Origin of the sequence: Neptuniibacter sp. QD72_48, from assembly GCF_047778065.1 — a bacterium.
Classification (GTDB): domain Bacteria; phylum Pseudomonadota; class Gammaproteobacteria; order Pseudomonadales; family Balneatricaceae; genus Neptuniibacter.
The window spans coordinates 2247405-2272085 of record NZ_CP180547.1 but is presented as its reverse complement, the minus strand read 5'-3'; the positions used below and the strand labels follow the sequence as shown (position 1 = coordinate 2272085).

Annotated in this window: 24 protein-coding genes; 6 read left to right on the top strand and 18 right to left on the bottom strand. The window is 43.9% G+C overall.

What is annotated here, in order from left to right:
* Positions 1-14 precede the first annotated feature (14 nt).
* On the bottom strand, positions 15-785 hold the full coding sequence (locus ACMXYX_RS10145) for a DUF4197 domain-containing protein (RefSeq protein WP_415905969.1): 771 nt from the start codon (positions 783-785) through the stop codon (positions 15-17).
* 302 nt (positions 786-1087) lie between these two features.
* On the opposite strand from ACMXYX_RS10145, the gene ACMXYX_RS10140 reads away from it, so the two are divergent.
* The 3 genes from ACMXYX_RS10140 to ACMXYX_RS10130 all read left to right on the top strand — a co-directional run bounded on the left by ACMXYX_RS10140 (position 1088) and on the right by ACMXYX_RS10130 (position 5258).
* Positions 1088-2764, top strand: coding sequence for a diguanylate cyclase (locus tag ACMXYX_RS10140; RefSeq protein ID WP_415905968.1), 1677 nt, complete (start codon positions 1088-1090; stop codon positions 2762-2764).
* Positions 2765-2774: 10 nt separating this feature from the next.
* A complete protein-coding gene (locus tag ACMXYX_RS10135) occupies positions 2775-3467 on the top strand; it encodes an aspartate/glutamate racemase family protein (protein ID WP_415896413.1) in 693 nt (230 codons plus the stop codon).
* A gap of 153 nt (positions 3468-3620) precedes the next feature.
* On the top strand, positions 3621-5258 hold the full coding sequence (locus ACMXYX_RS10130; protein WP_415896412.1) for a hypothetical protein: 1638 nt from the start codon (positions 3621-3623) through the stop codon (positions 5256-5258).
* Positions 5259-5261: 3 nt separating this feature from the next.
* On the opposite strand, the gene ACMXYX_RS10125 is transcribed toward ACMXYX_RS10130, so the two are convergent.
* Together ACMXYX_RS10125 and ACMXYX_RS10120 are read right to left on the bottom strand one after the other, a co-directional pair.
* Positions 5262-5879: a LysE family translocator gene (locus tag ACMXYX_RS10125; RefSeq protein WP_415896411.1), complete on the bottom strand. Its 618-nt coding sequence runs from the start codon at positions 5877-5879 to the stop codon at positions 5262-5264.
* A 190-nt stretch (positions 5880-6069) separates the two neighbouring features.
* Positions 6070-7965 (bottom strand): phosphate ABC transporter substrate-binding/OmpA family protein, encoded by a 1896-nt coding sequence (locus tag ACMXYX_RS10120; RefSeq protein ID WP_415896410.1) that lies wholly within the window; start codon positions 7963-7965, stop codon positions 6070-6072.
* Between the two features lie 146 nt (positions 7966-8111).
* Between ACMXYX_RS10120 and ACMXYX_RS10115 the strand changes: the two genes are divergently transcribed.
* Positions 8112-8573, top strand: coding sequence for a hypothetical protein (locus ACMXYX_RS10115; RefSeq protein ID WP_415881555.1), 462 nt, complete (start codon positions 8112-8114; stop codon positions 8571-8573).
* A gap of 64 nt (positions 8574-8637) precedes the next feature.
* On the opposite strand, the gene ACMXYX_RS10110 is transcribed toward ACMXYX_RS10115, so the two are convergent.
* The gene (locus tag ACMXYX_RS10110) at positions 8638-9840 is read right to left on the bottom strand and encodes a hypothetical protein (RefSeq protein ID WP_415881554.1); all 1203 of its coding nucleotides are present in this window, start codon (positions 9838-9840) and stop codon (positions 8638-8640) included.
* 380 nt (positions 9841-10220) lie between these two features.
* Here ACMXYX_RS10110 and ACMXYX_RS10105 point away from each other — a divergent pair, with 380 nt between their 5' ends.
* The gene (locus ACMXYX_RS10105; protein ID WP_415896408.1) at positions 10221-11153 is read left to right on the top strand and encodes an exopolyphosphatase; all 933 of its coding nucleotides are present in this window, start codon (positions 10221-10223) and stop codon (positions 11151-11153) included.
* A gap of 326 nt (positions 11154-11479) precedes the next feature.
* Here ACMXYX_RS10105 and ACMXYX_RS10100 read toward each other — a convergent pair whose 3' ends face one another.
* The gene (locus ACMXYX_RS10100; protein WP_415896407.1) at positions 11480-11710 is read right to left on the bottom strand and encodes a hypothetical protein; all 231 of its coding nucleotides are present in this window, start codon (positions 11708-11710) and stop codon (positions 11480-11482) included.
* Positions 11711-12102: 392 nt separating this feature from the next.
* Positions 12103-12624, bottom strand: a complete 522-nt coding sequence (locus ACMXYX_RS10095) for a hypothetical protein (RefSeq protein WP_415905967.1) — start codon at positions 12622-12624, stop codon at positions 12103-12105.
* A gap of 111 nt (positions 12625-12735) precedes the next feature.
* On the opposite strand from ACMXYX_RS10095, the gene ACMXYX_RS10090 reads away from it, so the two are divergent.
* Positions 12736-13890 carry an IS110 family transposase gene (locus tag ACMXYX_RS10090; protein ID WP_415905966.1) on the top strand — a complete coding sequence of 385 codons (1155 nt, stop codon included), beginning with the start codon at positions 12736-12738 and terminating at the stop codon, positions 13888-13890.
* A gap of 363 nt (positions 13891-14253) precedes the next feature.
* On the opposite strand, the gene ACMXYX_RS10085 is transcribed toward ACMXYX_RS10090, so the two are convergent.
* From ACMXYX_RS10085 to ACMXYX_RS10030, 12 genes are all read right to left on the bottom strand, one after another.
* Positions 14254-15132: a hypothetical protein gene (locus ACMXYX_RS10085; protein ID WP_415905965.1), complete on the bottom strand. Its 879-nt coding sequence runs from the start codon at positions 15130-15132 to the stop codon at positions 14254-14256.
* 74 nt (positions 15133-15206) lie between these two features.
* A complete protein-coding gene (locus ACMXYX_RS10080; RefSeq protein ID WP_415905964.1) occupies positions 15207-15665 on the bottom strand; it encodes a hypothetical protein in 459 nt (152 codons plus the stop codon).
* A gap of 78 nt (positions 15666-15743) precedes the next feature.
* A complete protein-coding gene (locus ACMXYX_RS10075) occupies positions 15744-16088 on the bottom strand; it encodes a hypothetical protein (RefSeq protein ID WP_415905963.1) in 345 nt (114 codons plus the stop codon).
* 94 nt (positions 16089-16182) lie between these two features.
* Positions 16183-16650, bottom strand: a complete 468-nt coding sequence (locus ACMXYX_RS10070) for a DUF4265 domain-containing protein (protein ID WP_415905962.1) — start codon at positions 16648-16650, stop codon at positions 16183-16185.
* A 58-nt stretch (positions 16651-16708) separates the two neighbouring features.
* Positions 16709-17098 carry a hypothetical protein gene (locus tag ACMXYX_RS10065; RefSeq protein WP_415905961.1) on the bottom strand — a complete coding sequence of 130 codons (390 nt, stop codon included), beginning with the start codon at positions 17096-17098 and terminating at the stop codon, positions 16709-16711.
* A 407-nt stretch (positions 17099-17505) separates the two neighbouring features.
* Positions 17506-18153: a TatD family nuclease-associated radical SAM protein gene (locus tag ACMXYX_RS10060; protein ID WP_415905960.1), complete on the bottom strand. Its 648-nt coding sequence runs from the start codon at positions 18151-18153 to the stop codon at positions 17506-17508.
* Positions 18154-18311: 158 nt separating this feature from the next.
* Positions 18312-18590: a hypothetical protein gene (locus ACMXYX_RS10055; protein ID WP_415896404.1), complete on the bottom strand. Its 279-nt coding sequence runs from the start codon at positions 18588-18590 to the stop codon at positions 18312-18314.
* Between the two features lie 308 nt (positions 18591-18898).
* Positions 18899-19837: a homoserine kinase gene (locus ACMXYX_RS10050; protein WP_415905959.1), complete on the bottom strand. Its 939-nt coding sequence runs from the start codon at positions 19835-19837 to the stop codon at positions 18899-18901.
* Between the two features lie 29 nt (positions 19838-19866).
* Positions 19867-20454, bottom strand: coding sequence for a sarcosine oxidase subunit gamma family protein (locus ACMXYX_RS10045; protein ID WP_415896402.1), 588 nt, complete (start codon positions 20452-20454; stop codon positions 19867-19869).
* A 10-nt stretch (positions 20455-20464) separates the two neighbouring features.
* A complete protein-coding gene (lipA, locus tag ACMXYX_RS10040) occupies positions 20465-21400 on the bottom strand; it encodes a lipoyl synthase (RefSeq protein WP_415884244.1) in 936 nt (311 codons plus the stop codon).
* Between the two features lie 90 nt (positions 21401-21490).
* A complete protein-coding gene (gene gcvT, locus ACMXYX_RS10035) occupies positions 21491-22606 on the bottom strand; it encodes a glycine cleavage system aminomethyltransferase GcvT (protein WP_415896401.1) in 1116 nt (371 codons plus the stop codon).
* 461 nt (positions 22607-23067) lie between these two features.
* Positions 23068-24453 (bottom strand): alanine/glycine:cation symporter family protein, encoded by a 1386-nt coding sequence (locus tag ACMXYX_RS10030; protein WP_415891731.1) that lies wholly within the window; start codon positions 24451-24453, stop codon positions 23068-23070.
* Positions 24454-24681: the final 228 nt, after the last annotated feature.

Genomic DNA, 24681 nt, shown 5'->3' with positions numbered 1-24681 from the left:
ATCTAAACTTGTACTTATTTAAACACTTCTTTTAGCAGGTCAGTTGTACGTGCTGCTGGGTTTTCGCGAATCTTCTTCTCTTCTGCAGCAAGCATGGTGAATAAGCCATTTAGTGCTTCTTCAGTTACATAGTTGTCTAAATCTACGTTAACTTTTTCGCCCACAAATGGGATATCTTTGGCTTCGCTGGCAAGGTCATTGTAGTAACGAGTCGCACCAACCTGACCTAGGGATTCTTTTACGCTTGGCTGGAACAACTGGCGCAACTTATCGCTGGTCTTCTCTTTGAAGTATTGAGTCGCTGCATCGTCAGAGCCTTGGTAGATCTTTTTTGCATCTTCAAAGCTCATCTCTTTTACCGCACCGACAATCAGATCGGTTGCTTGAGGAGCTGCTTTCTCCGCTGCGCGGTTCATGCTTTCTTCAAACTGATTAACTTGTTTTTCTAGACCGTATTTGCGAAGAAGGGAAGCAACTTTATCGATACCATCTGGCAGAGGAATACGGATGTTTTTGTTATCTAGATAACCGCCTGGTTGACTAATTTCTTCGATAGCGCGTTTGCTACCAACTTCTAACGCTTCTTTAAGGCCTTTAATTAGCGTTTCCGTGTCTAGATTAGTCACTTTACCACTGCTAGCACTGCCTGTTGCTGTATCAAGTACTTTCTTTTGAAGCTCTTCATCTTGAACGGCTTCTTTAAGTGCGTCAGCCCAACCTGCGTGAGCTGTAACGGAAGCCATTGATGCCGTTAGGATAGAGGCGATCAGATATGATTTTTTCATGTGTAAAAGTTCCCTTTGTCGCTATTGGGCCTAGCATAGCAAAGAACCACGAACAGAGCCTTAACATCCTAAGCAATCTAGTGAGTAAAAAACGTGAACTATTGGACTATAAAAAAGTATTTTTTGTGTAGAGCGACTAAGCTAGTATCGGTAGGGTAAGTACCCATCGTTTAGAGGTGGGTATTTGAGTTAAGGGTTTACCGTCTGAGGAAAGGATATAGGTGCCTAGGTTTTATCAGGACATATCTGATTTATTATCCGCCAGCGGGAGGGTCTTCGCTTTCCTCCTGTGTACTCTTCTTTTGATTTTTTCATTTCCCATCTATGCCGGTCAGAGTAGTGAAAAATCCTTTGCCGTAGAGCCATTTAATACTCGGTACCTTCAAGAAGTTGATGGTATTAACCTTCACCCAAATCAAGCGTTAAAAGATGTTCGCTCTAAGGGAACGCGCTCGGAGTTCGATATCCTTAATTTCGGTCTGGGTGCACCTCCGGTTTGGGTTCATTTTGAAGTAAGTAACTTCAGTGAAAGCGAACAGCTTCGTTATATTCAGATCGAAAACTCTTGGCTAGATCATATACACCTCTACGTTTTTAAGGAGGGTAAGTTACTTCAAAGCGATAAAGCTGGTGATGCTATACCCTATGAAGAGAATCGTACGAGTCGATTCTTTTCATTTCCTCACAATTTCCAGCCAGGCGAAACCTCAGTATTAATTAGAGTCGAAACGCCAGAACCGCAACTGTTGCCGTTGTTTGTTTTAACAGAAAACGACATGTTGGAGCGGAAGATTAATACAGGTTATGAATATGGGATAATCTATGGTTTTCTGACCGCGTTGCTGATCTACAATGTATTGCTGTACTTCAGTTTGCGCAGTAGTCGATATCTATTTTATTCGCTCTACTTGGCAACCTTTATCATCTTAAATCTGGCATATACCGGCCATGCATTCAAATGGATCTGGCCGAACTGGCCCGAATTCCAGAACCAGATGATCCCACCCATGATGATGCTGTTTGCCTATCTAGGGAACCTATTTTGTCGAGCCTTTCTGGCCTTGCCAATGAAATTTCCTAGGATAAATACCAGTTTCAATCTGCTAAACACATTTATGCTCTGTTCGGTGATCTGGTATGCCCTGTCAGGCAATTACCTGACTATGTTGGTAACTGCTTTTATCTGTGTAATCCCATTTGCTCTCTTAATGATTACTGCCGGTGTAGTAGCCTGTCATGCAGGTGTTAAAGAAGCTAAATACTTTTTGGGCGCCGCGATTTTTGCCATGATCAGCGCAATTGTTACGGCTTTTACCGTGTCTGGTGTTGTTGAGTACCATCCATTTGGCTTCCACGCGGTAGAGTACGGAATTTTGATTGAGGCAGTACTCTTTGCCTTAGCGCTTGCCTACCAATTCCGCATTAGCCAAACCGAAAAAATAGAGGCTCAACGTTTAGCCGATCGAGATCAGTTAACCGGTTTATATAACCGCCGCGGCTTTCAGAAAGTGATGGAGCCTATATACAGTAATGCTACGCGTTATAACCGTAATATTTGTGTGATGTTAATGGACATCGATCATTTTAAAGAGATCAATGATACTCACGGTCATGGTTTTGGGGATCAGGTTTTATTGGATCTATCTGGTTTATTAATGCGAGAGCTTCGAGCGGGAGATATTATTGCTCGTTGGGGTGGGGAAGAGTTTATTTTGGTGCTTCCTGAAACTCAGAATGATGAGGCGATCACGTTAGCTGAACGTTTGATTGGTGTTATCTCTAATCAGGTGGTTCGGCAGCAACAGATAGAGGCGCAATATACGGTTAGTATTGGTATAGCCGATATGAGTGATCCGATGGATAGTATGTCTAACCTTATCGATAATGCTGATCATTACTTATATAAGGCCAAAGCTTCGGGTCGTAATAGGGTTGCTTACAAAGTTGAAAAAACTTCAAATTGGCTAGTTAAATTTTAAAAGGATTTTTATGAAAACGATCGGCTTACTGGGTGGAATGAGCTGGGAGAGCACGCAGGGATATTATCGCTCGATAAACGAGGGTGTTAAGTCGCGCTTAGGTGGTTTACATTCTGCGCAGATAGCGATGTATAGCGTAGATTTCGATCCCATTGAAAAACTACAGCATCAAGGTGATTGGGCAGGAACTGCTGCTATTTTGTCGCAAGCAGCTAAAAATATTCAGGCGGCAGGTGCTGACTTTCTCCTTATCTGTACCAACACTATGCATAAAGTGGCGCCTCAGATTGAAGCGGCGATCGATATCCCACTGATTCATATTGCTGATGCCACAGCTGAAGAATTGATTAAACAAAATGTAAAAACTGTCGGCTTATTAGGCACTGCATTCACTATGGAGCAGGGTTTTTATAAAGACCGATTAACAGATAAGTTTGGTCTATCGGTTGTTGTCCCGAATGAAGCTGATCGAGCGGTTATTCACGAGGTTATCTATAAAGAACTGTGCTTAGGTCAGATCAATCCCAACTCTAAATCCGAGTATCTAAGAATTATCAAAGTACTGGCAGAGCAGGGGGCAGAAGCTGTGATATTAGGCTGTACCGAAATTGGTATGTTGGTGAAACAGAGTGATACGCACATCCGACTGATTGATACCACAGCGATTCATGCGCAAGCGGCAGTTGAATTGGCGCTGGCATAGCCTTCATCGTCATCGTTATTTAGAACAGAGAGAGCAGTTCATTTAACTGTACCCACTGTACCTATCTTTTTTCTTCTCATTATCCTCCTATTTAGGCCGATAGGGTTTCTTACACTATCTTTTTATCTCTGGGTGCAGCGGCAGGGAGGCCTTATGAAAATCTCCAGCTCGATGATTGGTTTTAATAGCCAGCACGAAAAACAGATTACCGATTCAGCTCAACAACAGAGCGCTGCGGTCAGTCAGCAAGTGACGCTTTCTCCTGAGGCGGCTTCTAACTGGCGAGCGGGGACGAGCGTTGATCTTTCCTACGACGCGCGTATGCGTTCCGAGAAAGCTGCCAGTGTTAATAGCGTCAGTAGTGTGCAATCGGCGCAAGGTACCAAGCAAATCCAGCAAACACACAATGTAATCTCTCTCGTTGAAACCGTGTTGCATGAAGGGATGCAGCTTGAACGTTTGGCGATGAACCCGCCAATCCCAGTACAGAATATTCAGCTTGCATCGTTAGAGACGTTTCAGGCGATAGAAGCCTTTAGCGAGCAAGAGATACAAGCCCTTAGCGCTCAAAATATACAAGCCCCTAGTGCCGAAGAGTTACAAGCACAAGTGAGCTTGGAACAGCTCGATATCAATATATCTGATATCACCTTGAATGTAGGTAGACAGGTCGCTGATGAGGTCCGAGTCCAGATAGCGAATCAACGCGTATATACCGAAGAGGAAAAACTCTCGGTAGGCACGCAAGGTGTCATTACCACCGAGGATGGTCGAGAGATCAACTTCCTGTTAGAGCTAGAAATGGAGCGTAGCTTTGTTTTGGAAGAACGTTTTAGTGAAGAGCGAGTCGACCGGAGTCTGATCGATCCGTTGGTGATCAATCTCCATGGTGGTGCCGCCGGTTTAACCAATAGTAGTTTCAGTTTTGACCTCAATGCTGATGGCACTGAAGAAGAGATCTCTTTTGTTGCTCAGGGTAGTGGGTTCTTGGCTTTAGACATCAACAATGACGGCCAAATTAATGATGGTTCTGAGCTGTTTGGTACGCAGGGGCAAGATGGTTTCTCCGATCTAGCTAAATATGACTCGGACAATAATCATTGGATTGATGAAAACGATGAAATTTTCAGCAAGCTAAAAGTTTGGACCCGTGATGAAGAGGGTAACGATCAGCTAACCAGTCTGAAAGATGCTGGTGTTGGTGCGATCTATCTGGGCTCAACCTCATCTTCGTTTGATCTGACCGATGATCAGAATAATCTATTAGGCCAAGTAAAACGCAGCGGTGTATTCCTATTTGAAGATGGTACTGTCTCCAGCATTCAAGAGTTGGATATCGCAGTACATGAGGAGAATGCCGCCACAGCTGGTGGATTGGCTGAGCAGTACCAAAATGCCATTGATCGTTTTGGGCAGGAGCAGACCGTAACTAGGGATCAGGAGGTGTTTGAAGAGCGTCCTACATTCTTAGATCTGCTGTTAGCACAAGACCAAGCGGAAGCCGAGTTAGCTGAGCAAAGAGGTGAAAGTGAAACACGGCAGAGTGTGCGGGCTGAAAGCACTGTAGAGCAGAGAGAAACGAGCCAGAGCCGAGAAGTAACACAAACCGATGGTAAGACTGAACAAGAGGAAGCTAGGGTTTATGTAGAACATGAACGGCTTTCTGTCTTGCAAGATCTAAGAGAGAGAACCGAGATTCAAATCGCGGATGAGCAGGATAAATATGATTACCTTAAGTCCATTATAGAAACGCTAAAACAAGTGCATTCAAACCAAGCTAACGAAGTTTAACGCTTAGTGACGGGACGCTAAATAGGCACCCGCTGCAACCATAATGGATCCTGCGCTTCGATTTAGCCTTTTAACACCTTTCTCTGATTGGAAAAAACGACGTGATTTTGCCGCAAAAATGGCGATCATCATGATTCCAATCATTAATGCTATCAGCGTTAATACAGACGCTAAGATTATGTCTCCTCCGGTGAGCGCCTCTAAATCCATAAATGTTGGAAGAAAGGCGATGTAAAAGAGGATGACTTTGGGGTTTGAAGCGGATATCAAAAAGCCTTGCACAAATCCCGAAATCGCACCTGATCTAGAATTCTTGTCAGGCTCTGAATCCAGATTTAATGGTGCATTCCACATCTTCCATCCTAGATAGACAAGATAAATCGCCCCGACAATGCGGATTACAGTAAATAGTTCACCCCATTGGTTGGCTATAACGGCAAGGCCAAAACAAGCTGCGATTAAGTAGAGAATATCGCTGATGGTCATACCCAAAGCTAGGGATATGCACGAGCGGGCATTAGAGGTCAGAGCTCTTGCTAATATGGCGAACACGCCTGGTCCTGGAGTAACCCCGAAGACTAAAACGGCCAAAAAGAAAGAGATAGCGCTCTCTAAAGACATAATTGAACTCTGAGATAGTGTAGCGTTTAAGATGGTAAATATTAGCTAGTCACTATGTAATTTGAGCCTATAAAAGGCAAGGGATTTATCTTCATATAGCAGTAAAAGAGAACCTCTGTGCCGTGTGTAAATTGTGCCAAAGAAAAAGGCGATCAAAGTGATCGCCTTTTGGGGACAGGTGAGAGCAATATTAGCGAGTCGCTGTGTTGTAACTCTGAGCGTTGTTGCTATCGATCCAAATCTCTACGCGGCGATTCTTCTCGCGGCCAAGCTTAGTTAAGTTAGAGGCGATCGGGGCCATCTCACCTAAACCTATTGAGCGTTGAATATTAATTCCGCGAGCAAGTAGCGCTTGTTCAACGGCTCTTGCGCGTTGCAAAGACAAGCTTTTATTTATTACAGGGTCGCCAATACTGTCGGAAAAACCGATCAACGTGGCTTGCTGACCCGGGTTGGATTCAAAGAATTGAATCACACGCTCCAAGTCTCGCACCGCTTTGTTATCTAAAACTACAGTGCCACTTTTAAAACGGAAGTTTAGTGATAAACGCTGAGCATTCTTAACGGATTGAATATATTCCTGCGGGTAGGTATCCGTTAATGCAGGCGTGGTCGGGTAGATATTCTGCGAAATAAAACCAGCTTTCTTAACAACATCTTGCCCCTCTTTAGATAGAACAAAACTGATAAAGCTATGAGCTTCTGACTGCGTGCTAATGGTGCTCGGCTCGTATATATAAAGACGACGAACCAACGGATAGTCTTCTGTAGAGATCGTGAAAGAGGTTGGGTAGATCGGTAAACCTTTTTCACCATCAGAGATCGCCAGGGCTTTAGCACGTAAAACGTAAGGTAGACCGATAAAGCCAATGGCTCCTGCTGTTTTACTAACGTTATCTGATAGTTCAACGCTGGACTCTAATCGCTCGGCAGATTCAGAAAGCTTAACACCGTGCTTTTTAAGCACCATGGATTTAAATGAGTCCCAAGTGCCCGAGTTGCTATCGCGGGCATAGATCTTAACTGCTAGATCAGGGCCGCCTAACTCGCTCCAGTTAGTAATATTACCGGCAAACAGCTTAGCCAGATCTTCTGTGCTGAGGTGAGCAATTGGGTTATCTGGGTTAACAATGACTGCCAAACCATCCATCCCAATGATGTGTTCGGTACTTTTAGATTTTAGATTGCCGTAACGGCTTTCTAACTGCTCAACTTCTTTATCTTTGATTCGACGAGAAGCCATCGCAAGGTCGGTTTTATTTTCGTTTAAGGCTTTAAAGCCCGTACTAGAACCGTGCGCATGAATTGGGATAACCGAGATCTCTTTTTTACCCGGGTAAGTAATCTCTAGGTTGTTTTCGACTTCAATATCACTCGCTACCAAAGTGGATTGCTGGGCTCCTTCGCTAGCGTAAAACGCTTTTAGCAATTCTGGCGCAAGTACTTCACCGATCGTATTTGATCCTTGGATGCGAAAAGGTGTTGTTTTAACAATCTTTTCAACTTCGACAACGGCTGCAGCTACAACCGGTACTGGTTGCATTGCTGGTGGAGCAGATTCAACTTTCTTAACTTCAGTTCTGACTACTTCAACGGCATTAGCTGGTTGAGCTGCAGTTGTCTCTGCTGTCGGTTTCGGCTGCTCGGCCACCTTTGCAGCTGAGCTTGTAGGTTTGGGTGCATTAATCGCTGCGATTGGTGCTTTAGCTTCTTGGGTTGTGCTAGAAAATTGGAATACAGCGAAGCCAAATACCAGTAAAACGACTGCGGCAATACCGTAGAAAATAGGTTTGTCGTTTGGATCTTTATTCGATTTTTGCTTCTCTTGAGCTGGAATAGGCGCTGGCTTTGGCTCAGGTGGTAGCTCGACCTCTTTAGCCAACTCTAGCTCGTCTGCTTCTAGTAGATCTTTATAGATCTTCTGTAGAGAGTGACTTAGCGGTAGCTCACTAATATCTACATTGAGTAAGATCGCTTTACGATAGTCTCTTTCGTGGGTAAAGCGGTGTAGATCTATTTTTTCATGGCCCTGTTTTTCCAGCGCGTTCTTAAACTTCCAGATAAGGTCAAAAACAGTAGTCTTCACAGCAATACTCTCATCTATTTGTGTGGTGATCTGTCACGGAGGCGGCTATTGTAGGAGGCAAAGGTTTCTGCAATATGACAATGCAGACATATAACTTAAGATCTGTATTAATTAGCTAAAGTGATCAGTTAGTAGAGTAATAGGGCATGTTACACACACATAAGATAGAGCCTGTGGTGCAAGAGGAAGTGACAGGCTGTGGAATCGCCTCTGTGGCCAATATCGTGGGTAAAACATATGCCGAGATGAAACAGATCGCCAATGCAATGGGGATCTTTGCAGACGACAAATCGCTCTGGTCTCAAACCGATTACGTTCGTCAACTTTTGAAGAGCCAGAATGCCTCAGTTTCAAATATAGAAACGCCGTTTAACACTTGGGAAGAGTTGCCCGATTTAGCGCTTTTATCGATTAAGCACTATCAAGAAGAGGGCAAAGATTTTTGGCATTGGGTTGTGTTTCAAAGGCTAGACGGGAAGCCATTTGTGCTGGATTCAGCAAGCTATCTGGACAGCAAGATCAGAACCGATTTTGATCAAATGCAGCCGAAGTGGTTTATCGAGGTTGGGTTACATATGAATAATTCGGAATTTAGGGAAGGCGAGTAAACACTTTACTTATTTATTCGCCTTATCCACTTCTAACGTATTTGGCTTTTATCTGTGACGCTTTTCAGCTTAGTTTCATGTTTAAAAAGCGGTCCAAATTATCCATGAAATATTGATTAATTTTGGACTTGTTTTGGCTTTGATAAGCACCAAAATTATCCGGCTGGTCATTGAGCTTTTGTTGTTTGGCACTGTATTGCTCTAATGCTAATTCATTCTCTTTCCAGAATTCTTGAATTGCTAGCTCTTGAGGATGTATCGAACCATCTTCGAGTTGTGCTAACGGTTTGTTCTCAAGGTGGTTATCGATCATATCTTGTAAGCTGTAAGGACTATTCCCGCTGCTTTTACCAAACAGGTCAGAAAACTCAGAATACAGATCTTTACTTAAGATTTGCATTTCAGCATAAGTCTGTCGGAGATCATGTTGTAAAAACTCTTTGCCTGCGTATTCGAGCAAATTATCTTTAAAGCCAAAAGATGTGTAATCAATCTGTGCATTTTTAAGAGCTACTTGTTCAAGGCTTTGCAGCAATGAAGAGCCTTTATCCGATTCAGAAATAGCTACTGTGTTCGGTGTTGAGGCACCTTCTTCTATTTGAAGGTCAAAGCTTCGCGCTTGGTAGTCTTTTTCTGGACCTGTAGATTCTATATTCACCCAGCTATTTTTCAGCTGATCTACAATTTGAAAGACTTCATCGCTGATAGGCTCGTCTTGATGCTGAAGCCAATTATCAAGATCTTTTGGAAAGCTTTGTAAACGAGTCAGGCTATTATCAAGTCGATTTAAATTAGCCGTTTGGTCCTGCCAAAACTGCTCAATTTTTTTAACGTCAGACTCGCTCAAATGATCCAGGCCGTGAGTCAAAGAATTTCCAGCCTGCGCGTTATCTAACACCTGATGAAAACTAATCTTATCCATGCTGAGATCATTGAACTCTGTAGCTAAGGATGTAACTTGGCTGAGGTATTGGTTGGCGATATCTTGTCGCTCAGCAATCATCTGTTTGTGATACTCAGCAGCTTGTAGAGCAGCATCACTGCCTTCTTGGTTATAGGCTTTCCATTGAGCATGACTTTGATTGCTCCAGTAACTGATGGAACCGGACTGAGCACCAAAACCAATTAAACTGTCTTCACCAATAAGGCCTTCTTTTACCAAATCGTTAGCTTCTGCTGCGAAATCTGTAGCAGCCGTTTTTATTTGATTATTGGTGTTTAATAAAGATGATCCGTAGACAGCGGAGTATGAATTAATGCTAGACATCTAAGGTTCCTTGAATATTAGCTAAATGTATCTTTTGTACATTTTTAAGCATAAATCATTCCAGAACTAGATAGGCCGTAATTATAGGGATTAAGCAGGTTTCTTTGCTCTGAGGGGAAAGGCTCTTCCGCACGAGTGCGGAAGTTTTTTACCGCCATGTTACCGAAGGGAAGTCTGTAAAGTTGTCGAAGCTAGGTTGTAGGTGAATCTATTTTACGTATGAAGGTGGAGTCTTCTTTAGAATAGTTGACGACGATCACTAGCTAGATTTTGCTTCTTCCTCAATCATTCTTGTCTATACTGCTCTAGCAGCTTGGAAAAAGCTTATAGATTTCAGTGCATAACACTCTCCGGCAACAACAAGAATAAGGAAGCGAAGTATGTCACGAGATAAATTTCGGTTGGTAACCCGTAGTGACTTTGATGGTTTAGTTTGTGCAGTTTTGCTTAAACATCTGGATCTGATTGATGATATTAAATTTGTTCATCCTAAGGATATGCAGGATGGGACAGTCGATATAACCTCCAACGACATCACCACAAACCTGCCGTATGTCGAAGCTGCTCATCTTGTATTTGATCACCATCTATCTGAAACCATTCGAAATAAAGGCGAGAGAGAAAACCACATCATCGATCCCGAAGCCCCATCAGCTGCAAGAGTGGTGTGGCTACATTATGGCGGCATCGATGGTTTCCCCGATGAATGGACCGACATGATGGAAGCGGTCGATAAGGGCGACTCGGCGCAATATAACCAAGAAGAAGTTCTGAACCCTAAGGGGTGGGAACTGCTCAATTTCTTGATGGATGCCCGTACCGGTCTTGGCCGTTTTAGAGAGTTTAGAATCTCCAACTACAACCTGATGATGGACCTGATCGATTACTGCAAAGATCACAATATCGATGAGATCCTAGCGCTGCCGGATGTAAAAGAAAGGGTCGACCTTTACTTTGAGCAAGAAGCGAAGTTTAAAGATCAGATCAAACGTTGCGCTACCGTACATGGCAATCTCGTTGTCTTAGATCTACGTAACGAAGAGACTATCTACGCCGGTAACCGTTTTGTTATCTACGCCTTATACCCTGAATGTAATATCTCCATCCATGTTCTTTGGGGCCTAAAACAACAGAACACTGTATTTGCGACTGGTAAGTCGATCTTTGACCGAGGTTCTAAAACCAATGTGGGCGAGCTGATGCTGAAATATGGCGGTGGTGGTCATCATGCAGCAGGCACTTGTCAGGTTGAGAATGACGCCGCTGAATCCACCTTAAATGAGTTGATCGGCCAGATTACTCAGGATGGCTAGGAAGAAAGTGTTTTTGCTTTAATTGACCGAGCCTATCTGGGCTCGGTATTTTTGTGACTTTCCTAAAAAAACCTCTGTTTCAAAGGTGTCTAGCTAAGCTGGATGGGCTATATAGAGCTATACAAAATAATATTTTGCTTCTTGAATGGGGCGGATTCTAATTCGATTTTCTATAAAAGATTGCCGCTGGTAAAAGATATCTTGTTTTGGATACTTCAGCTCATTACTCAGTTGCTTGGGAGATAACGCCCGTATTTGGGGCGGACTGAGCAACGCGAAGGCCGTCCCAGCACCGCAGGGGCGACCAACATACGCTGGTTATGTGATTACAAAATTGGATTGTCTGTATGTTTCAAATTAAGCTGCATGGCGACCCGTTCTTTGAGAACTTCGCAAGAATGTGCACGATTTGCTGTTTGACAGTTAACGCTGCGTCCTTGATTTTGGCATTCACAAACTTTCTTGTTCCAGCTTGTATCGTCAGTCATAGGGCCAACAATGTTAAATACACCTTGATCTCTGTCTGTAATAATTAAATAAAATGGTTCAACCGACATTTTCTCTCCTTTTCACATAACGCCCAGCACAATTGAAGGAGCGCAGCGACGATCGATTGCTGCTTTTTGTTACACGGCAACACCCCATAACCATTTAAACACTCCTAACGCGTTGAACCTGTTAATTTAAAGCTAATGCACCGCACTAGCTACTACTGTAATTTATAGCTATGGCACACCAGAAAATAGAGACGGAGGTGCCGAAACTACAAAGTCCCTAATAGCACCAAGAACAGAATGATTGAGATATGAAGCAGCACATTCCTTGATGCTGGCCTGCTAACTACTAGCAGGATTTACCTGATTCGAACTGAATTTACTTAAAAAGCCTTTTGCCTTGTAACGCCTAAAGCAGCCGCGCAGTATGCGTCGGATGGCTTTGATTGTTAGGTTTATATTATTGCCAAGGCCACATAGAGCAACACAATGTCCAGAGCTAGACCTATCCATCTTATGACTGTATTACCTTTGACAGCTGTAGCTATATAACTTTCTAAATATGTAGTTTTACCTAAACAAAACCTCTTAACTTCTAAAGCAGCAAAAATACCAATAAATGCTGATACCAAAGAATTTCCATCGAGGTTTCCTAGTTGATAAGTTCGAATGGCTATTGCAACGATTGCTACATTAATTACAACGTAAAAAAAAATAGTACCCAGCATTCGAGCTTCTGGGTTTTCCCCCATGGAAATATCAGTTGCCCAAGCAAGTGCTTTACCTTGTTTAGTTCTGGGTGCTAATACTTCATCTGACTGATCATCAAATGCCACCCCTTCTCGAAGAGCTCTTTTCCGTTCAGCGATTTCAATTGAATTAAGCTCTGCTGATGATGAACATTTCGAACAAAAATTAGATTCACCGATATTCGCAGTATCGCAAACTGCACACTTCCAATTGTAATCTGTACTCATGCTAAACCTAGACATAATGACTCCCACGAGGTGCTGACCTCCGTCCTCTCGTGGGTTAGCTGAAAGCCAGAGCCATACTGTATCTGTTACCAATACATAACGGAGGTCAGCATGAATAACAGTAGCATAGTTTTTATTGGCTTAGACACCCATAAAGAGTTTGTCGAAGTAGCCTATGTCCAAGATCAACGACAAGCTGATATCGTTCATCTCGGACGCATCTCCAGCAGCAAATTGTCGATGACTAAACTGACTCGACAGATGCAATCAAAATACCCAAAAGCCACATTGCACTTCGTCTATGAAGCTGGCCCCTGTGGCTATTGGGTCTATCGGTTGCTCACCAGCTTGGGGTTCCCCTGCTATGTTGTAGCACCTTCTCTCATTCCCAAAAAGCCAGGGGAACGTATCAAAACCGATAAGCGTGATGCCATGAAACTGGCGAATCTACTACGTACCGGCGACCTAGATCCCATCTACGTTCCAGAACCGGAAGATGAAGCAATCCGTGACCTTTCTCGTGCCCGTGAAACTGCCATGAAAGACCTGAAAGATGGCAAATACCAACTCAAGGCCCTACTGCTCCGTAACAATATCAAACCCACCGTGCAGGATAACTGGTCACAAAAACACCTGCGGTGGCTGACAGAACTGATACTACCTTACCCAAGCCAGCAAATCGTTCTACAGGAATACATACAGACCATAACTGAACGGATCAAACGCTTGGAGCGACTGGATAATGAGCTAATCCATCATGTCAAAAACTGGCGATACTATCCTGTTGAAAAAGCAATACAGGCGATGCGTGGAGTACGTCTGTTGGTTGCGGTGGGTGTGATTGCAGAGCTGGGCGATCTCACCCGCTTTGATCATCCCCGTAAGTTGATGAGTTATCTCGGCTTAGTCCCCAGCGAACATTCCAGTGGTGGGCATCGCAGGCAAGGCTGTATCACTAAATGCGGTAATGGCCGTGCAAGGCGCCTATTAATTGAAGGCGCGCACAGCTATCGCTATAGCGCCAATATCTCAACCGAGTTACAGAAGCGACAGGAGTGTTTGAGTAAAGAGATCGTAGATATTGGGTGGCAAGCTCAGTTGCGCTTATGCCGTCGTTATCAACGTTTAATGAAACGAGGGAAACACTATAACGTAGTTGTCACGGCAATAGCGCGGGAGATGGTGGCGTATATCTGGGCGATTGCCAGAGAAGTGGTTTTATCACCAGTGGATCCAGCTAAACGGTTATCAAGGGTCCCTGCGTAATGAGAGGCGTTGAGCGAGTGCATCGGATCAGACCACGGCAGTGGCATAATCTCCGACGGCGTTAGGCAGGCAACTGCACCCGCAGTTGATCCACGAGCATAGACTGAAGAACGGTGTCACGACGGAAAAAGTAAGGTAGGCACTGCTTACTGAAAAGTGAGTAACCCACGAATACCAGCATGAAAACCGACGAACTTACCGGCCTCATTCGATGCGCTCACTCACTTTAATTGAAAGAAGGGCTTAACAGATAAAGCAGAAATCAGTGTGCCTGTACTTGACAGTGGGAGTCATACCAACGCCTCAATAAATGGCGCGCAAAGCGCGTCCTAGCGAAGCGATTTAATTGATTTGTTATGTGTTTTACGCAGCATTTTTTCCTGCCTTAATGACATCCTTTACGATACTGCTTAAAGCCTCAATTTCTGAGTTATTTTGTTTGCTTAGCTCTATCAGCTCAGTAGTTTCACCGTGAGATAAACGACCAGAATTTTCGAAGAAATTGATTTTATCTATGACTTTTGAAAAGTCAGTTTCAGAAAAAGTTTCTGTCGCCATTAGGTAAATAGAAAGTTGTGACTCTCTTGTTCTTTTTACACTCTCATAGTGCCTAAACTCATCCATCGCAGCTCGATATTGCTTCAAGAAGAAAAAAGCTATGAATTCAATAAAAAATAGTATCCCGAACCTCGGGGCGAGAGCGATGAGTAATGGTCCTAACTCCATCTCATCGGAAATTGATAAGCTCTGAAACGCAAAATAGAAAATTCCACTGAAGGCAATCAACACACCGAAGATTAGATACACCCCAGACCTGTTGTATATTTTCTTGGCCAGATCCTCTGAATCTCGTGCTAAGCGATGTAAATAAGCCGATATTTCAGAGTCAAACTCACTAGCATTGGTAGTTGTTTTACCGTCTTCAGGCATATGGATAATATTGTTATTACCTTGAATTACCATCCCTTCCTTTCCGTTATTTCGCTTTCTTTCACGAAATGCCTGAAGAGGAGTACTTCCAAATATCTGAAGAAACAGTAATGGGAAGATTGTAACCAATACACCTAAAAGGAGGTCAAAGTAATAACGACTGATCGTTTTTGCTATAAACTCGGGAGGTGTATCAGAAAGAGCTAATAGAAACCTCCCAGAAACAAGGCCTGCCAGAATAAGCCATAAGAAATACTCGCTGAGTAAAAAGTTTCTCAAGCTTTTTGAGCTAAAAATAGGTTGAAATGACATAGCTTAAGATTCCTACTGTATTGACACATAACGCCTAAAGCTACCGCGCAGCATGCGTCGGATGCCTTTGATTGTTATATTTCATTGTCTTCTGCTGGCTTAGAGCTAACTAATACCAACCTAACATTGGCTATTTTTTTGCCAATTAATGTATCTAGCGCGATAAAAATGAAGAACGCAGCTAAAACCAAGTTAAATCCACCTTCAATATATTTAGCGACTAAAATTGTCAGCACTTGTTTAGCTACTAACACTTGCAAAGAATGATGAAGCAATGCTCCCAAAAAGCTTCCGATGATTCCCATTAAAAGCACATAGCGCCAAGTAAAAGCCCACCAAACAGATAGCAATCTCTCTGTGGTAGCTTCAACTTCTGTAGATGGAGGCTTAGACTGCCCATCGTGCCATTCTTTAGCTTTTGCTTCTTTTGCAGATGTTATTTGAACGATGTGATCACGGTGCTCTTCACACACAACTGCGGAGTCGTTACCCCAGTTGATAGTGATTGAACGTCCACAAACTTCACATTTCATTTACTGCACCAAAATTGAATGAGATATAACGCCCAACACAACCGAAGGAGCGCAGCGACGATCGGATGCTGTTACTTGTTATGTTTTTGTACATGCTAAGTCCTGTGCCACCGCCAATCTAACTTGATTTATTTTACTTAGCCCATGCAGATAGGGCTTTAATTCGTTTCTCTTTACTTTTGGTGACTTGGAGTCATCGTACTTGTCGATTTCTACGTCGACTAGATAAGAGCCACTGATTAATACAGTGTATAAATCTTCAAGCTGCTCAGAAGTCCAGTGGAGAACGTAAGCATTTTGAGTAATATGGCTTTCATCCTCTAATACCTGCCGCAACTTTGATTCTGGGTCTTGGAGCGCCTCGCTAGATTTCAACAACTCTTCGCGAAAGTCTCTCTCCATTTTACTTCCGATTAGCTTCATCTACTCGATATCTCGCGAAACATAACGCCCACATAAAAGGCGAGCGTTAGCGAGTCCAGCCCACGCTTTTTGTGGGCGATTTTTAATGTGCTTGTTAGGTATTTTGCTCATGTATTTGATCATAAGTTGGATCTGCATATTCCCACTGTATATTCTCTGCATTTAAATAGTCACGGACGGCATCAAAGTCACATTTGGGCTGGACGTTTATGACAAAATATTTTTCCCCACCCATACCTTCATACCCACAGTCCATTGATGCTAAATGCTCTAATATATCTACAGAGCGTTTAGATTTCTTTACCGATTCATCTAGTAGAATTCGAAGAGTTCGATGACCAGATTTCTCTAAAACTTTTATTAAATAAGGGTATGGGTCATCGTCGTATTTTAGTTGAGCCTCTACAACATCATCGAATGACACACCGTACGCGTAAAATGGAAAATTTTTAAGCTGGTAACGATCACCTCCTAGATGATCGGCCCAAGGAAATTCAGCATCAACATTTCCCGTTTCAGCGTCAGTCGTTTCGATACCTATCTTCGTTTGTTTCGGTTCCATTATTGGGTATACCTAACGCCCAACACAACCGAAGGAGCGCAGCGACGATCGGTTGCTGTTATTTGTTATAAGGCGTGAATACACGCTTATGTATTTGAAAAGAATAGTCATCTTTCAATCCGTGAACTTGTTGAAAATATTCCTTTAACAAAACCACTATTTCTTGAGCTGAAGGTCTAATATCTGCCTTCGGAGTGATGCATTCTGGCACTTTAGCAGTTCTAAAAATTTCTAGCTTGTGCTCTTTGCAGAATTTTTTAAAAGCTCTTCTTTTGAAAAAGTCCCGTATATGAAAGCTATTAAATTCTAGGCAGAATCCATCGTCATGCTGAGCAATACCTGTAGCGAGAATATCAACATTATCGATGGTAATTAAGACTCTATCATGAGGCCCGCCATGCTCAATGAATTCCTTAATGTCTTGCTCTAATTGGAAGTAACTACCCATGATTGATTAGTGCCTTATAACAGCTAAATATACGACAAGTGGTTTGCGGAAAGGCGACACTTTGTCGTATATCTCCAAATTAATATTAATCGGTAATAGTTTTTAATCCGTTGAAATTAAATGTATTAGTCAGGAATTATGAAAATGAAAAATTGTAGAAAGGCGACAAAGTTTCGTGTTTCTACATCAAATTTGGAAAATGATCATTTTTACGAATCATTCTCAATAATCCATTAAGGTGGGTTAACCTATTTCCTTAGTTGTCTCCATACTGGCAGAGATAAGTGAATATGAAAAGTGCAGGAAAGTATTGGTTTGAGTCTTTTTCTCTAGCCACGAAGTGGCGTCCTAAAAGCGTAGCGTTCTCTAGGCGCAGCCGTCCTCTAGCAGCGAAGCTGCGTCCTGCCTTAACCAACAACACCCAACTCCCTTTGCTTAAACTCCGCACCCAATCCCTCAACAATCTCTCGACACTGAACAACATCAACACTCTCTAAACCATTAATTGCCGATACCTGAACATCATCAATCAGTTCGCTGGCGCGTTTGATAAAGGCTTTTACTGCTTGGTAAGAGTCGGGTAGGGCAGGTTGACAGTGTTGTTGGTAGACCTCTTCGTTTTGAGCATTAAGCGAGATCGATAGTGCGTCTATGCATCCAGCTAATTCAGGCACTATATCGCGTTTGTGGAAGAGGCTGCCGAGGCCATCGGTATTGATACGGGTTTTACCGCCGTTTTCTTTTACCCAAGTAGCGATTTGTAACAGGGCTGTTAGGCGCAAGGTGGGTTCGCCGTAGCCACAAAATACGATTTCATCGTAATCGGTTGGTTTGCCGATTAAGGGAATAATGGTATCTGCTTCTGGGCGTTTGCTTAGATAGAGTTCGTGACCTTTAACTTCGGTTGAGCCGTTATGTTTTGGGCAGAACTGGCAGGCGAGAGTGCAACGGTCGGTTAAGTTGATGTAGAGGCTATTGCGGATCTGATAAACGTAGCTGTCTTGGTGTTCACATGGGGTAGAGCGCTTTGCAGGGTTGGGGCGTTTTTGTGTCATTGCGTACTGCTTATCAGCGATATTTATAGATAGAAGTCTACTTTAGCAGGGCTAGTTAACAGGGGTGTTGATGCTTATCAAAAGTGACCCGGTTAGGGTGCAAATGCACCCTTAAACCGGTATCGAAGGGGAAGGTTTCGCTATGAATTTGGTGCGTTTTACGCGGCTGCTTGCTGGGCGCCGTGTTCTGGGTGAGTCGCTATAAAGTGCTGCAACACTTTTTGCAGCATTTCTGCATGAGCATAGTTATGATCACGCTGCGCTTTAGCGATGTCATCCATAATAATTCGTTTAATTTTCTGTTCGCCGTCATGGGTAATCATGTAATGACCAAGAGCCATGGCGATCATTGGGTCCATGTGTTCGTGTTCTGCAATGGCATCAACTTCGTCTGCAGTTAGGTCACTTAGTTCCAGGCATTCTTCGTAGGTCAACATTTCTCTCTTCCTCTGCCTTTAACAGGCTATTTTTTTATGTCTATCGGAGTCTCTACCGGTCTCTCTCCAAACCGGCAAATATGAGTTTAGAAGAGGAATTTAAGATTCTCTAATACATTAGGAGGATAAAAATTCACAATGAATATTCATTCAAGTATTGAAATTCATGTTGCATCTGCGAAAGATGAGTTTAATTCAACTAAGGAGTTGCCGTATCTAAAGGGCTAGCAGCGTGGTGCAGAACAGCAGCCCCATTGTGGTGCAAGCGAACCATAATGGGGAGCTATAAAAATAATTCTTTTAGATGATTAAAGAATAACTGGGAAGTCGCTTTTTAGGCGTTCTAAAAGCGCTTGTTTTCCTTGCGGATTCTTTTGGGTGACATCTTCCCCAGCAGTAGGGAAATGGATGTCGCGAAGTCGGGATAACCAGAAGCGCAGCGCTGCGGTTTTCATCATTGCCGGTAACAGATCGATCTCCATCGGATCTAAAGGGCGGATCTCCTGATACATGTGCAGCATCTGCTGCGCTTTCTGGATATCAAACTGATTATTGGTTTCGTCAAAGCACCAAGCGTTAAGGGTAACGCTTAGATCGTATAGATAAGGTGTAGAGCACGCGTGATAGAAATCGATTAGCCCCGATAAACGCTCGCCATCAAACATAGCGTTGTCCGGGAACAGGTCTGCGTGTACAGGTCCTGAGGGTAATGTCGTCCAGTCGATATCACCGGTTTCCATCAAGCTGTTTTGTAATAACGTTTGCTGCTCTTTATCTAGCTTCGGTAACACACGAGAAGCCAACTCGTTACACCACTGCGGAATATGGCTGTATTCATCGAGCTCTAATTGTGACGAAAGCTGGTGGAACTGAGCTAGGGTGCTACCAATTGTTTTCGCTTGAGAAAGCGTTGGCTGATTTAGTGGTGCGCCTTCTAAACAGTTCATTAATACGGCGGGTTTGCCGTTGAGCATACCGAATAGATCACCGTTATTCAGGTGAATAGGCTGAGCGCAGGCAAGCTCGTTAATCGCTAGATGATCAACTAGGCCCAGAATAAAGGGCAGTTTCTCTTTAGGTACAGATTCAACCAGTGTTAGGACAAAGCGGCCTTGATCGGTATCGACAAAAAAGTTGCTGTTCTCAACGCCTGCACTAATGCCTTTATAGCTTTGTAACTCACCGACAGCGTAGTTCTGAAGGTGAGTTTGAAGTTCTGAAAAGCTAACTGCGGTGTAAACTGACATTATCGGTCTTTGTCCTACTGGTGTATCTGTTAGTGATTTTTTGGTGATTCAGTGTTCTTTTGTAGCCACTGCCATAGGCTTTCTGCACAGCTCTTACGTACCAGAATGTCGTAATTCTTAGTGTCGTGCAGAGACATAATGTTGATGCCTTCAGCTAGCTCAACATCAGTCACGGGTAAGCATGAAAACTGTTGGGTATTAGAGCTGCTTAGTAGGTAATGAATCGCTGCTTTATTTAGATACGCTTTTGAGCCGTCTTCGGAGGTTTCTAGTTTAAGATCTTCCCCAAAGGTTTCGCGTAGAGCTTGGAATACAGATTCATGCGCACCGGTAGGTGGAAGAACCAACCAACGGTTCTCGTTGATCCACAGAATCGCTAAACGGCCCATGCAAGAGATGCGATTAACCGTTAGCGGTTGAGCAACGCCCATCACTTCACCCACGGCGATAAGCAAATCTTGGTCAGGCTCGGTATCCAGTGCAAGATCGCCAATAAAAGGGCGTTCTCGAACAATAATGCTATTAATTCGGCTGTCGTTGTCTATCGCTGCTTGAATATTCAAGTGAACAAGCGTGCCGCCTTGAGTGGCTTTGTTAGTATTGTTTTGCATAGACATTTTTACTCCTTTACAGGGCTTTCGCCTGTAAATCAGCGTGGTAAGAGGAGCGAACCATCGGGCCACTGGCAACATTCTTAAAGCCAAGTTCGTAACCGATCTCTTCGTACTCTTTAAATTCTTCTGGCGTTACATAACGCTCTACAGCGAGGTGATATTTACTTGGCTGTAGGTATTGGCCGATGGTTAACATGTCGACATCATTAGCACGAAGGTCTTTCATTACTTTGATGATCTCTTCTTTGGTTTCACCCAAACCAACCATCAATCCAGATTTTGTATCGACTTCTGGATTTAAGCGCTTAAATTGGTAAAGCAGGTTGAGCGAGTTATGGTAATCCGCACCCGGGCGTACCGATGGGTACAAGCTAGGTACAGTTTCCATATTGTGATTCAGAACATCTGGAACCTGCTGAGATAAGATCTCTAATGCAAGATCAACTTTGCCGCGAAAATCTGGAACTAAGATCTCAACCTTTAGGTCGTCACTGACTTTACGTGCTTCTTTTACAACTTCAGAAAAATGCGCTGCACCGCCGTCTCTTAGATCGTCGCGATCTACCGAGGTGATAACCACATATTTAAGACCGAGCTTTTCGATAGTGGATGCACAATTCTTTGGCTCTTCTGGATCAAGCGCCATTGGTCGACCATGCGCTACATCACAGAAAGGGCAGCGACGTGTACAAATAGCACCCATGATCATCAATGTCGCAGTTTTGTGACTAAAGCACTCTGCCAAGTTAGGGCAGGATGCTTCTTCACAAACTGTATGTAATTTAAGGTCGCGAAGTTGTTTCTTAACCTTTTTTACATTGGCATTTGAGCGGGCATCTATACGAATCCATTCCGGTTTACGTAGGCGTTCTCTTTCTGGGTCCGGTTTATGACGCAGACGAGACATTTTTGATTCGCCTTTCAGCTCTTGTAGTGGAATCAATTCCATAGTGACACCTCGCGATGTTCAATTAAAAATAGAGGCCAAGCTGATAAGGGTGGCAGCCCGGCCTCCAAGACTTACAGGGATGGAAACGGATTAACCGCGGAAGTAACGCTGCTCAATAAATGGTGCTTTCGAAACCACCATTGGTAGCTGCTTGCCACGTACTAGAGCGAAAACTTCTGTTTCAAGTGCAGAGTAAGCGGTTTCTACATAACCCATAGCTACTGGCTTGCCTACAGTTGGGCCGAAGCTGCCAGAAGTAACAGTACCGATCTTTTCACCGTCAGCATTAACAAGGTCAGCGCCCTCACGGATCGGAGCTTTACCCGATGCGATAAGGCCAACACGCTTACGGCTGTAGTTTTTGTTAGCGATCTGATCAAGGATCTTGTCAGCGCCAGGGAAACCGCCAGCACGTTCACCATCGGCACGACGGCACTTGCTGATCGCCCAGATAAGGCTGCCTTCGATTGGCGTTGTTGTTGGATCTAGGTCGTGACCGTATAGGCATAGGCCAGATTCCAAACGTAGGGAGTCACGTGCACCAAGACCAATAAATTCAACTTCTGGCTGCTCTAGGAATAGGCGGCATAGACGATCTGCTTCAGCAGATGGGATAGAGATCTCATAACCATCTTCACCTGTGTAACCAGAACGGCTGACGAAGCAATCAACACCATCGATAGCGATGTGACGAGAGTCCATAAATACAAGTTCATTTACTTCTGGGCAGATGCGCGATAATGCTTGTGCCGCTTCTGGGCCTTGAAGTGCAACCAATGCACGATCATCTAGAACTTCCAACTCAACGCCTTCACCAAGGTGTGCGCGCATGTGAGCGATGTCCTGGTCTTTACATGCAGCGTTAACTACAACGTAAAGGTGGTCACCGTAGTTAGTCACCATCAGGTCGTCCATGATGCCTCCTTCATCGTTAGTGAAAAGGGCATAACGCTGTTTACCTGTAGGAAGATCGATAATGTCTACAGGTACTAGTTTCTCTAGTTCAGCTGCAACATTTTCGCCTGTTAGCTTAACCTGACCCATGTGAGATACATCAAAAAGACCAGCGTGATCACGGGTATGAACGTGCTCTTTCTTTACACCTAGCGGGTATTGAACCGGCATTTCAAAACCTGCGAAAGGTACCATTTTTCCACCTAGCTCAATGTGCAGGTCATATAGAGGTGTTTTGCTCAGTTCGGACATCGTGTTCTCCATAATGCTTGTTCTGTGCAGCCTTCGTCTTTGCGAAGCTGCTCGTGTTCTTCAGGTGCAGTTCTTTGACTACAGTTCTTTAAGTACAATCTGATGGAAAAGCTCTATTGAGATAAAACTCTTTCAACAGATTGTTCTGGCTTTAAAGGATCGGACCACCATCGGTGATCCGATCCTTGGAACCTGCGAATAAGTCTCATACTTTCTCAGTGGGCTATAAAACGACCAGATACGCGAAAGCCAGTGCAGTGAAATGTCTAGACCTTTTCAAACTGGCTGACAAAGTAGATGGTCGTTTTAGAGCCCACCCTTCGGGGCTAACAGAGCAACAGAATCACTTTGTTAATGATTTTCGACAGGCAACCAGCATGCCTATAATCATTGCCTCGTGCTTCAATTGCTCTGTAAGCCTGAGTCGTATAAGGCTTGTTAGCAGGTTCCTTCTTTACTGATTAAGCGTTTTTACCGTCAGTTGTATCAACTGGAGCACCGTTACGCGCGAAGTACTCTTTAGTCAGTTTGAAGACAACCGGGCTTAATAGCGCCAGAGCAATCAAGTTAGGCAGCGCCATCATGGCATTTAGCGTATCTGCTACTAGCCAGATGAAATCCAGACTTACGATTGCGCCTACAGGCACCGCAATAATCCAAAGAACACGGTATGGTTTGATCGCTTTAACACCGAATAGGAACTCAACACAGCGTTCGCCGTAGAAGGACCAGCCGATGATTGTAGTGAAAGCGAATACCGCTAGAGCGATAGCTACTAGGTAGTTACCAACGCCAGGAAGTGCATGAGCGAACGCTGCAGACGTTAGTGCTGCGCCAGACTCGCCTGATGTCCAAGCACCAGAAGTAATGATAACCAGACCGGTAATCGAACAGATGATTAGGGTATCGATAAACGTACCCAGCATCGCGATTAGACCTTGGCGAACAGGATCTTTTGTTTGAGACGCAGCGTGGGCAATAGGTGCAGAACCTAGACCCGCTTCGTTAGAGAAGACACCACGTGCTACACCGAAACGGATAGCAGCCCAAACAGCAGCACCCGCAAAACCACCTTCAGCCGCAGCTGGAGAGAATGCGTGAGTGAATACTAGATCCAAGGCTGCAGGGATTGCTTCAGCATTAATAGCTAGTACAACAAGGCCAGCACCTAGGTAAGCGATTGCCATTAGAGGTACTAGAGAACCAGCAACGGCACCGATACGCTTGATACCACCAATCAGAACAGCACCTACTAGTACCATTAGGATTACGCCTGTTACCCAAACATCTAGGCCAAAGTTAGACTCTAGAACGTCTGCAACAGAGTTGGACTGTACCGTGTTACCGATACCGAAAGCGGCTACTGCACCAAAGATTGCAAATGCAGTACCTAGCCAAGCCCACTTAGCGCCAAGACCGTTTTTGATGTAGTACATCGGACCACCAACATGGCGGCCTTCTTCATCTACTTCACGGTACTTCACAGCCAGTACTGCTTCAGAGAACTTAGTTGCCATACCAACCAGTGCGGTACACCACATCCAGAATAGAGCACCAGGGCCACCTAGGAATACAGCTGTTGCTACACCGGCAATGTTACCTGTACCAACCGTTGCTGATAGCGCAGTCATTAGTGCTTGGAAGGGAGAGATTTCGCCTTCTTTTTCTTCTCCTTTTTTAGTTTTACGGCCTTCGAACAGCAGTTTGAAACCCGTACCTAGTTTAAGAAGAGGCATAAGACGTAGACCCAGCATTAGGAATAAACCAACGCCAAGAATAAGAACAAGCATCATAGGACCCCACACGATCCCATTAATGCTGCTGATGATAGAGGTTAATGTTTCCATGAACCTAGACTCCAATCGGATTGTTATTTTTATTTGAACGCACTTGGATTGTTTAAAACTTCTTAAAGCACCAGGGCAGAGCTTTTAGATTTCCAAACATGCTTACTTACAAAAGGTGAAGCTTTCGGCTTCGCTTACTTCGCTTGAATCTGCCACTCAAGATAAAGAAAGGTTATTTGTGAAATAAGTTTCCAATACGAAACAAAGCTAGCGTAAGGGAAAATTAAT

Excerpts from the sequence above, each read along its gene's own strand:
- ACMXYX_RS10055 (WP_415896404.1), bottom strand. The coding sequence starts at position 18,590 with ATGTTGACCTACGAAGAATGCCTGGAACTAAGTGACCTAACTGCAGAC.
- ACMXYX_RS10115 (WP_415881555.1), top strand. The coding sequence starts at position 8,112 with ATGTTACACACACATAAGATAGAGCCTGTGGTGCAAGAGGAAGTGACA.
- ACMXYX_RS10125 (WP_415896411.1), bottom strand. The coding sequence starts at position 5,879 with ATGTCTTTAGAGAGCGCTATCTCTTTCTTTTTGGCCGTTTTAGTCTTC.
- ACMXYX_RS10045 (WP_415896402.1), bottom strand. The coding sequence starts at position 20,454 with ATGTCTATGCAAAACAATACTAACAAAGCCACTCAAGGCGGCACGCTT.
- ACMXYX_RS10100 (WP_415896407.1), bottom strand. The coding sequence starts at position 11,710 with ATGTCGGTTGAACCATTTTATTTAATTATTACAGACAGAGATCAAGGT.
- ACMXYX_RS10145 (WP_415905969.1), bottom strand. The coding sequence starts at position 785 with ATGAAAAAATCATATCTGATCGCCTCTATCCTAACGGCATCAATGGCT.
- ACMXYX_RS10065 (WP_415905961.1), bottom strand. The coding sequence starts at position 17,098 with ATGGGTAGTTACTTCCAATTAGAGCAAGACATTAAGGAATTCATTGAG.
- ACMXYX_RS10030 (WP_415891731.1), bottom strand. The coding sequence starts at position 24,453 with ATGGAAACATTAACCTCTATCATCAGCAGCATTAATGGGATCGTGTGG.
- ACMXYX_RS10130 (WP_415896412.1), top strand. The coding sequence starts at position 3,621 with ATGAAAATCTCCAGCTCGATGATTGGTTTTAATAGCCAGCACGAAAAA.
- lipA (WP_415884244.1), bottom strand. The coding sequence starts at position 21,400 with ATGGAATTGATTCCACTACAAGAGCTGAAAGGCGAATCAAAAATGTCT.
- ACMXYX_RS10080 (WP_415905964.1), bottom strand. The coding sequence starts at position 15,665 with ATGAAATGTGAAGTTTGTGGACGTTCAATCACTATCAACTGGGGTAAC.
- ACMXYX_RS10110 (WP_415881554.1), bottom strand. The coding sequence starts at position 9,840 with ATGTCTAGCATTAATTCATACTCCGCTGTCTACGGATCATCTTTATTA.
- gcvT (WP_415896401.1), bottom strand. The coding sequence starts at position 22,606 with ATGTCCGAACTGAGCAAAACACCTCTATATGACCTGCACATTGAGCTA.
- ACMXYX_RS10105 (WP_415896408.1), top strand. The coding sequence starts at position 10,221 with ATGTCACGAGATAAATTTCGGTTGGTAACCCGTAGTGACTTTGATGGT.
- ACMXYX_RS10075 (WP_415905963.1), bottom strand. The coding sequence starts at position 16,088 with ATGAAGCTAATCGGAAGTAAAATGGAGAGAGACTTTCGCGAAGAGTTG.
- ACMXYX_RS10085 (WP_415905965.1), bottom strand. The coding sequence starts at position 15,132 with ATGTCATTTCAACCTATTTTTAGCTCAAAAAGCTTGAGAAACTTTTTA.
- ACMXYX_RS10095 (WP_415905967.1), bottom strand. The coding sequence starts at position 12,624 with ATGAGTACAGATTACAATTGGAAGTGTGCAGTTTGCGATACTGCGAAT.
- ACMXYX_RS10070 (WP_415905962.1), bottom strand. The coding sequence starts at position 16,650 with ATGGAACCGAAACAAACGAAGATAGGTATCGAAACGACTGACGCTGAA.
- ACMXYX_RS10135 (WP_415896413.1), top strand. The coding sequence starts at position 2,775 with ATGAAAACGATCGGCTTACTGGGTGGAATGAGCTGGGAGAGCACGCAG.
- ACMXYX_RS10050 (WP_415905959.1), bottom strand. The coding sequence starts at position 19,837 with ATGTCAGTTTACACCGCAGTTAGCTTTTCAGAACTTCAAACTCACCTT.
- ACMXYX_RS10060 (WP_415905960.1), bottom strand. The coding sequence starts at position 18,153 with ATGACACAAAAACGCCCCAACCCTGCAAAGCGCTCTACCCCATGTGAA.
- ACMXYX_RS10090 (WP_415905966.1), top strand. The coding sequence starts at position 12,736 with ATGAATAACAGTAGCATAGTTTTTATTGGCTTAGACACCCATAAAGAG.